Origin of the sequence: Propionivibrio sp., from assembly GCF_049316945.1 — a bacterium.
Taxonomy (GTDB): domain Bacteria; phylum Pseudomonadota; class Gammaproteobacteria; order Burkholderiales; family Rhodocyclaceae; genus Propionivibrio.
Window position 1 is genome coordinate 1 of record NZ_JBMOJE010000176.1, and the last position, 7,727, is coordinate 7,727.

Annotated in this window: 9 protein-coding genes; 2 read left to right on the plus strand and 7 right to left on the minus strand. The window is 57.0% G+C overall.

Going from position 1 to position 7,727, the window contains the following annotated elements; genetic code table 11:
• Positions 1 to 239, plus strand: a 239-nt coding sequence (locus ACOYNV_RS24115) for a hypothetical protein (RefSeq protein WP_422902356.1), incomplete at its 5' end; no start/stop codon positions are given.
• A gap of 258 nt (positions 240 to 497) precedes the next feature.
• Here ACOYNV_RS24115 and ACOYNV_RS24120 read toward each other — a convergent pair.
• The 7 genes from ACOYNV_RS24120 to ACOYNV_RS24150 all read right to left on the minus strand — a co-directional run bounded on the left by ACOYNV_RS24120 (position 498) and on the right by ACOYNV_RS24150 (position 6,144).
• A complete protein-coding gene (locus ACOYNV_RS24120) occupies positions 498 to 812 on the minus strand; it encodes a nucleotidyltransferase domain-containing protein (protein WP_422902357.1) in 315 nt (104 codons plus the stop codon).
• 121 nt (positions 813 to 933) lie between these two features.
• The gene (gene asd / locus ACOYNV_RS24125) at positions 934 to 1,785 is read right to left on the minus strand and encodes an archaetidylserine decarboxylase (RefSeq protein ID WP_422902358.1); all 852 of its coding nucleotides are present in this window, start codon (positions 1,783 to 1,785) and stop codon (positions 934 to 936) included.
• A gap of 440 nt (positions 1,786 to 2,225) precedes the next feature.
• A complete protein-coding gene (locus ACOYNV_RS24130) occupies positions 2,226 to 2,690 on the minus strand; it encodes a DUF1499 domain-containing protein (protein ID WP_422902359.1) in 465 nt (154 codons plus the stop codon).
• A gap of 5 nt (positions 2,691 to 2,695) precedes the next feature.
• On the minus strand, positions 2,696 to 3,490 hold the full coding sequence (locus tag ACOYNV_RS24135) for a DUF2189 domain-containing protein (RefSeq protein ID WP_422902360.1): 795 nt from the start codon (positions 3,488 to 3,490) through the stop codon (positions 2,696 to 2,698).
• A 357-nt stretch (positions 3,491 to 3,847) separates the two neighbouring features.
• Positions 3,848 to 4,495 carry a carbonate dehydratase gene (gene can, locus ACOYNV_RS24140; RefSeq protein ID WP_422902361.1) on the minus strand — a complete coding sequence of 216 codons (648 nt, stop codon included), beginning with the start codon at positions 4,493 to 4,495 and terminating at the stop codon, positions 3,848 to 3,850.
• 136 nt (positions 4,496 to 4,631) lie between these two features.
• Positions 4,632 to 5,597 carry a TIGR01459 family HAD-type hydrolase gene (locus tag ACOYNV_RS24145; protein WP_422902362.1) on the minus strand — a complete coding sequence of 322 codons (966 nt, stop codon included), beginning with the start codon at positions 5,595 to 5,597 and terminating at the stop codon, positions 4,632 to 4,634.
• A 154-nt stretch (positions 5,598 to 5,751) separates the two neighbouring features.
• The gene (locus tag ACOYNV_RS24150; protein WP_422902363.1) at positions 5,752 to 6,144 is read right to left on the minus strand and encodes a TerB family tellurite resistance protein; all 393 of its coding nucleotides are present in this window, start codon (positions 6,142 to 6,144) and stop codon (positions 5,752 to 5,754) included.
• Positions 6,145 to 6,280: 136 nt separating this feature from the next.
• On the opposite strand from ACOYNV_RS24150, the gene ACOYNV_RS24155 reads away from it, so the two are divergent.
• The gene (locus ACOYNV_RS24155; RefSeq protein ID WP_422902364.1) at positions 6,281 to 7,198 is read left to right on the plus strand and encodes a LysR substrate-binding domain-containing protein; all 918 of its coding nucleotides are present in this window, start codon (positions 6,281 to 6,283) and stop codon (positions 7,196 to 7,198) included.
• Positions 7,199 to 7,727 lie beyond the last annotated feature (529 nt).

The following is a 7,727-nucleotide window of genomic DNA, read 5'->3' on the forward strand; positions in this document are numbered from 1 at the left end:
TGCGCCCTGAAGGTTGGCATCGCCAGCCTGAAGAAGTACTCTTGGGGTGCGCCCTGAAGGTTGGCATCGCCAGCCTGAAGAAGTACTCTTGGGGTGCGCACCATCAGGCGGATCAAGCACATCGATGCATGCGGGGGATTCCGCGTGCGCAAAGAAAAGAATTTGCGCACCCTACCGGGCTGTCCATTATTTTTTTGCGAATGGCTGAAAACAGAGACCAGGTTTTCTGTTTCTTCTGATCTGAAAACCGTGGTACGTCCCCTATTACGCGGCCGATAGATCCGAATCTGCAAGGAGGTCCAGTAATTCGGCAAGGTCGTGAGTACGGCGACAAGCGATTCAGGCTGACGAAAGAACAGCATTGAGTGCTTTCTCGACGGCCTGCTGCGCGTGAAAGCCAAAGATCGCGTCACCAATTTCACTGATCGGATCTCACAGTCGCAACGGCTTATTCGTCCTGCTGCGCAGACTCAAGCAAAAGCCATGGAACCGGGATTTCAGCAATGAACCACCTTGCCTTCGCGCAAGGCCCAGTAAAGCGCTGAACCCGGTTGATCACCCCAGCGTTTCACTTCTTCTTCCGAATAAACAAGGATGTCGGCCGGCACGCGCAAGGGGCGTAGCAGGCGACGCAGGCGCACCATTTCGTGGGCGCGATCCGGTACTTCATCCTCAATGACCAGCAGGTCGACATCCGAATCATCGTGCGCATCGCCGCGTGCGTAGGAGCCGAAGAGCATGATGCGCTTCGGTTTGCCATCGGCAGCAATGGCGCAGATGGCGGTTTGCAGGGTTTCCGGTGAGATCATCATTGCAACCCGGTCATTGTGAATGCATCAGATTTTACGATAAACCCCTGGCCTCGTCCGGCGAAAGGTCAGGATTGCCTGGAGTTTGCCTGGAACAGCCTTGCGCTAGCCGAATGGCGTGAATTCAGACTGCGGGCGGCATTCCCATCGCCTCACCCATGCGGATCGCTCGGGTCGGGGCCCAGTCGCGGTTGAAGGCCAGCGTGTCCTGCGGGAACAGCATGACGACGGTCGAGCCGAGCAGGAAGCGGCCCATTTCCTCGCCTTTTTTCAGGACGATCTCGCGCTCGTCGTAACGCCACTCGCGAATGACGCCGGGGCGGGGAGGATTGACCGCGCCGTGCCAGACGGTTGCCATGCTGCCAACGATGGTGGCGCCGACCAGGGTCAGCACGAAGGGGCCGAATGCCGAGTCGAAAACGCAGACGACGCGCTCGTTGCGGGCAAACAGGCCGGGCACGCCGCGCGCCGTTGTCGGATTGACCGAGAACAGGGCGCCGGGAACGTGGATCATCCGCGTCAGTTTGCCGGCGCAGGGCATGTGGATGCGGTGGTAGTCGCGCGGGCTGAGATAGAGCGTGGCGAAGCTGCCGTTCTCGAACCGGGCGGCCAGTTCGCGGTCGCCGCCGACCAGCGCCGTGGTCGAATAGCTGTGTCCCTTGGCCTGGAAAATCTGGTCGCGCTCGATGGTGCCGAACTGGCTGATTGCACCATCCACCGGGCAGAGGAAATCGGCTTCGGCCAGCGGTCGCGCACCGGACTGCAGGGCGCGGGTAAAGAACTCGTTGAAGCTCATGTAGCTGGCGATATCCGGGTTGGCCGCCTCATTCATGTTCACGCCGTAACGGTCGACGAACCAGCGGATGACGTTGGTCGTCAGGCTACCGGCCTCGGCGCTGGCGAACTTGCCGGCGAGGAAGGTCAGCATCTGTTTCGGAATCAGGTATTGGGGCAGGACGGCAAGACGATCGGACACTTTTTCGGGCCATCGGGTGAAGGAGGCGTGATTATACTGGCTTGCCTCGCGTTGCCATTCATATGGCGATGCCGAATGTCGTTGAATTTGACCGCGAAGAGTTCAGCGGCAACCGGCAATTCTTCTTCGAGCAGGAACATCACCTCGACGCGCTCTGCAGCATCACTTCAACCGTCCTCATCCGATCAGGCGCGTTGCCGATGGCATCATTGTCTGATCGATGGTTGCGGCGCACGCCAGCGGTGCGATCTGGGCGGACGGGTTTTACGGTGAGTCAGCCGCAGTTGAGTCAACCCCGCAGCGTTTGCCTCAGCAAGGTGGCCCTGACTCAATGCAACGAAATCACAGGCGGCAATCGCCTTAGCCCGCCGATCGTGGCGGTATCGTGGCCTTCAGAACCGGCGTCGCGTTCCTCCGGAGTCTGAACGCGGGCAGTGCGCTCATGGGGTCGCTCCGGCCGTGGCGGCGAACCGGGTGCGGATATCCTCCACCCGCTGGCGATTCACCCCGAAATCGGAATAACCTACACGCGACGCCGAGCGCACCTGAATTGCACCTGTAGAATCGAAGTGAAACTCCACATCGTCCTCAAAACCGAGCAGCGCTGAGCGAAATACGGCATGGATATAACCTTCATCAGTGCGTTCAATGCGTACCCGCTGCATGCCGTTGAGTGCCATCAGCAGCCGGCTTTGCGCTTGTACGGCATCGCCGTTGTAGCGCAGTGGTTCAACCCGCTGGCTTTCTGCGCTGGCCTGCGACGACACACAGTTGGGTGAATCGGGACACGGCGCGAACCGGCCCTCGTTCAGTCCCGGATTCGCCGGCTGTCCTGCGCCCGAACAACCGCCCAACGCCAGTGCGGAAATCAGCGTCAGTGCGCCTGACCAGGTTGTTATTGCCATGATGTTCAGTCCTGTGGCTTGTTTGCTTCGACGAGGTCACGATAGGCGTGCCAAGTCGCATGTCCGAGCACTGGCATGGTCACAACCAGACCAAGGAAAAGCGTCGCAAAACCAAGGCCGACAAGGAGCATGATGCAGAGTGCCCAGAGCAGCATCGGGCCGGGGTTGCGGCCGCAGACGAGAAGACTGGCGATGGCTGCGGTGACCGCATCGGTTTTGCGGTCGAGCATCAATGGCACGGCGATAACACTGATGGCGAAGACGAAGATCGCAAAAAAACCACCGACAGCGAAATAGACGAAAGCGAACATGGGTTGCTCGAACGTAAGGACGGTAAGGACGACATCGGCAAATGTTGGTAATCCCCCATCGAAAAAAAGCGCGAAAATAACGATGGAGGCACGCGCCCAAACAAGCAGTACGACAACCAGCAGGGCGGCAAACAGGCCAACATTGGCAAGGTTGGGACGCCCTGCGGCGATGCTGGGGCCTAGTTTCGGTGGCTCACCAAGTTCCATGCGTCGACTCAGTTCATAGATGCCCATGGCAAGGAACGGGCCGAGTAGAAGAAAGCCTGTCGTCAGCCCGGCAAAGAGCCCGTAGGCTTTGGCAAATACGGCTTGCATCAGCCAGCCAGCGGCAGCAAAACAAACGCCGTAGAACAGGCTGGCCAGACCGCCACGCCGAAAGTCCAGCCAGCCGGTGTGCAGCCAGCTGAGAATAGCGCTGGGCTCTATACGGCGTATGGTCGGAAAGCTGCTGGGAGGGCTTTCAGTGACTGGTGTATCGGATTCGTTCATGGGGGTAGTCCTCGCTAATTGAGATGTACACTGAGGGCCTGGATGCAATCAGGACGCCAGTGTGACGCAGGAATGTAGAGGAAGGTTTCAAATCGCCTTCCGCTGCGGTACTGGAATGCAGGAAAACGACAGACCGTATTGCAGAGGGCTGTATGCCTGCTTCAGTATATCGAAAAGATTTATCCCATAACGGTGCTGCAACCGATCAATCGCCGGTGATTTATGGCGAATAAAATGTTCTTGTGCAAATCACCATTGATCGAACGCACGCTTCAGTAGTACGTGCAGTTGTACATGGGCGGATTTCCTGACAATCACAGCGTAAACGCAGTTCGAACCCTTTCAGCCCAAAGGCGGTTAGTCACCCGAGCCTGGCAATGCCTTGGCATACCCCTGTTCTACCTCTTCACGACAACGGGCACTCATCGCCAAATCGACCAAACGACCATCTTGCAAGCCGTAAATCCAGCCGTGCAACATCAACTCCTGACCAGATTTCCAGGCATCGGAAACGGGGGTCGTCCGAGCCAGATTGCGTACTTGTTCAATTACATTCAGTTCGCACAATTTTGCCCATTTACTATCGTATTCTGTAATGCCATTCAGAAGATGAGCGTGGCGTTCTCGAACGTCTTCAATATGTCTTAGCCAGTTATCGATCATTCCAAGGGGCTGGCCATCAAGTGCTGCTCGCACACCACCGCAACCGTAGTGGCCACAAACAATGATGTGTTGCACGCGCAAAACCTCTACGGCGTAATGCACCACGGAAAGGCAATTGAGGTCAGTATGCACAATCACATTGGCAATGTTGCGGTGAACGAATACTTCCCCAGGATTCAATCCCGTGATCTGGTTGGCCGGTACCCTGCTGTCAGAGCAGCCTATCCAGAGGTATTTGGGTGCTTGTAGTTTCACCAGGCGCTGAAAGTATTCGGGGTCTTCCTTGATTTGACTCAGCGACCACACGCGGTTTTTTTCGAAAAGTTCAGATAAATATTTCATGGTGTTCCTGCAGTAGTCGTTATTGAGTCTGAGCCGGAAAATCCATACAGCCTCGTCATCTTAAGCCGTGAGGGAAGCCCTGAACTGTGTACTTTCCGCCCTTCTGGCGCTTGGCTGAAAGCACTTCCCAGGCAAGTTACCATTTGAACGAAGGGATTGCCCAGTCCGGTAGTGCTCCATCACGGCCGGCAATCCCGATAATTGCGGCGTTGAGAGTAGCCTGATCGGCGTTATCGGGTAAAACATCGGCGTGCACACCGCCCATCACCAGCAGGGTATCGATTCCGGCAGCCCGACCCCCTTCGATGTCATGATGCAGCGAATCTCCGATCGCCAGAGCACGCCCAGCAGCGCCTGTAGCGGCCAGCATCAGGCAATGCCGATAGATTTCCGGATACGGTTTGCCAATGTAGCTTACCTTGCCACCGCTCGCCTGATAGCGATCTGCCAGCGCCCCGGCACCCGGTTTCAGTCCTTGCGCAGTGATGCGCATGAGATCGGGATTGGCGCAGATCAGGGGGATGCCCCGTTTCAGCCCGGTCGCCATCATCTGCTCGTAGTATTTTTGCGGTTTCGCGTCATCAATCCCCGCCAGCAGGATGAAATCGGCTGCTTCAGCATCGGCAAGCCAGATTGGTAACCCTTCGGCGAATTCGGCTGGATCATCGCTGGTCAGTAGCAGGCAGCGCTGTGCAGCCTGATCGCCTGCCAGCTTGCTGAAAGGTCCTTGTCCGCGTGCCAGCATTTGCCAGGCGATTTCCCCTGAGGTAACCAGGTGGGAGTAGCTCTCGCGGGGAAACCCGATTTCACGCAATCGAGTTTCGTTCGGGATTGTTCGCTTACCGGAATTACTGATGAGGATCACTTGCTTTCCCGCCCCGAGCAAACGATGAAGGCAATGAACAGTACCCGGGTAAGGCATTCGGCCGTCATGCAGGACGCCCCACTGGTCGATCAGGAATGTGTCGTAGTGCTCGACCGCTGCCGAAAGACTTTTGCGAAACTTTATCGTCGTGCCGGTTGAAAGGGATATCGTGGAAGCGTAGGCCGCTGCAGAAGCGAGCGAACGGGAGGAACTGATATTTTCTGTCGTCGGACTCATTTTTTTCTCCGATGCTGTTACAAGTTGCGGGTGAATGCGGTTCGTTTAGGTGAAATCCAGGCCCGGAATTTATTTGGTCGCAGACCTTGGCCATCAACCAGAAAGCGCACCATTCCTTGGTTCGCTTGCCGCATTGTTGCTGGTAGGCAGACTCCTACGAAAGATCGAGCTTCCAGTACTTGATCGCCTGCGCGACCAGCGCGGCTTCCCCGCCCGCGAAGCGGCGATCGGCATTGACGATATCGAGCATCGCACTCAAGACCTTCTTCTGCAGTTCGGGGTCGCGAATGTCGCCGAGCAGGTGCTCGATGCTCTCCGGGTCGAGTTCGAACTGGCCGGAAGGCATGCGGTGGGCGTAGGCCAGCATGTCTTCGCAAAACTCATGGATGACCTTGTCGAAGCGGGCATGATCGAGCCCCATCCGGTTAATGATGTCGTTACGCTGCAACGCTTCGAGTTCGCTCAGATCAATGGCGCCGTCTGCCAGCAGCGCGAGGGCAACAACGCGGGTCATGGCTTCGGGACTGTCTGAGGGGTAGTGACGCATGGTTATTCTCCTTGCAGTGGTTGGTTCAAAAAACTTTGTTATGTCCTTGTACGGCTTGGACAAATGCACTATCGCAGTTTATTGATATAATTTCCAATTAGATATTTTGTTATTATGTATTTGCCGGAGCTTATGTATGCCTCGTCGTCGCATTACTTTCCGCCAGCTTGAAACCTTTGCCACCGTGGCCCGCTTGTCCAGCTTTACCAAGGCCGCAGAGGCGCTGCATCTGACCCAGCCGGCAGTTTCGATCCAGATCCGCCAGATTGCCGATGCGATCGGCCTGCCGCTCTTTGAGCAGAGTGGTCGAGAGATTGCGCTGACTTCAGCCGGCGAGGAGTTGTTGACCAGCGTGCGTCGCCTGGACGACGTGTGGAACCGCTTCGAGTCGGCGATCGATGAGCTGAAAGGCTTGAAGCGCGGCAAGCTGCGGGTGGCGCTGGTAACCACGGCGAAGTACTTTTTGCCGCGCATGCTCGGTGCCTTCTGCCGGCGCTTTCCCGACATCGACATCGAGCTGGAGATTGGCAACCGGGAAAAGATCGTCGAGCGGCTGCGCAGCAATCAGGACGACCTGTACGTGATGTCCTACCCGCCGGAGGATCTGGATATCGTCAGCCTCCCGTTTCTCGAAAACGAATTCCTGGCCCTGGCAGCGCCTGCGCACTGGGCCGTCGGCAAGCCGTTGACGTTGCAAGAACTGGCCGGCGAGTCGTTTCTGCTGCGCGAGATCGGCTCGGGCTCGCGCCACGTCATCGATCAGCACATGCAGGCCACCGGGATTCAACTCAAGGTACGGCTATCGCTGGCCAGCAACGAGGCGATCCGCGCGCTGGTGGCCAGCGGCATGGGGCTGACGGTACTGTCGCGTCATGCGCTGGGCGACAGTCTCGAACGCGGCGAATTGGCGACGCTGGAGGTGATGGGGTTCCCGCTGGCGCAGCCCTGGAGCGTGGTGCACCTGCGCAACAAGGTTCTGCCCCTGCCGGCACAAGCCTTTCTCGACGAGCTGTTGCAAACCGGATTTTCCGGTTTGTCCCAATCCCTCCCCTAAAAAATATTCGCTTTCCACACCAAGGCCGCTACCCTGCGATCCGCATGAATAGGCGATCTGCGCTATATAAACCTGGAGAATGGCGTGTTCATTGGCTCTACAGAGCACATCCCCGAAGAACGCCGTTTAGCAAGGCTTTCAGCCCGGTTCAATACTCAGCAGGCCAGGCCGGCGTTTCCTGCCTGAGCGCACCCCTTCAACTTCCCAGAGCCAATCTCCTGCATGGAAAGACCTATTCGTCGCCACCTTGCCCACTGCTGACCTCCGTGGCCCAACTTATCCGCCTCCACCGCCGCATATCGCCGCCGATCTTTCTCCGACAACCGACTGAATAACACTTTCATCCGCCGTTCTATACCTTCTGGGTAATGCCGCATGCCTCACATCCTCCATTTGCTGTTCTTCAAGCTTTTAGCTCTAGCAAATGGCATGCCATTTCGATTTGTCAAACCGGGAAGTTATTTCGTAGGCGTTCCTTAGGAACGGCTACGAAATAACTTCCCGATTTTATCTTCTCACCTGCATTGAT

Bases quoted from the DNA above. Each gene is read 5' to 3' on its own strand.
- ACOYNV_RS24120 (WP_422902357.1), bottom strand. From the start codon at position 812: ATGATGATCTCACCGGAAACCCTGCAAACCGCCATCTGCGCCATTGCT.
- ACOYNV_RS24130 (WP_422902359.1), bottom strand. From the start codon at position 2,690: ATGGCAATAACAACCTGGTCAGGCGCACTGACGCTGATTTCCGCACTG.
- ACOYNV_RS24135 (WP_422902360.1), bottom strand. From the start codon at position 3,490: ATGAACGAATCCGATACACCAGTCACTGAAAGCCCTCCCAGCAGCTTT.
- can (WP_422902361.1), bottom strand. From the start codon at position 4,495: ATGAAATATTTATCTGAACTTTTCGAAAAAAACCGCGTGTGGTCGCTG.
- ACOYNV_RS24145 (WP_422902362.1), bottom strand. From the start codon at position 5,597: ATGAGTCCGACGACAGAAAATATCAGTTCCTCCCGTTCGCTCGCTTCT.
- ACOYNV_RS24150 (WP_422902363.1), bottom strand. From the start codon at position 6,144: ATGCGTCACTACCCCTCAGACAGTCCCGAAGCCATGACCCGCGTTGTT.
- ACOYNV_RS24155 (WP_422902364.1), top strand. From the start codon at position 6,281: ATGCCTCGTCGTCGCATTACTTTCCGCCAGCTTGAAACCTTTGCCACC.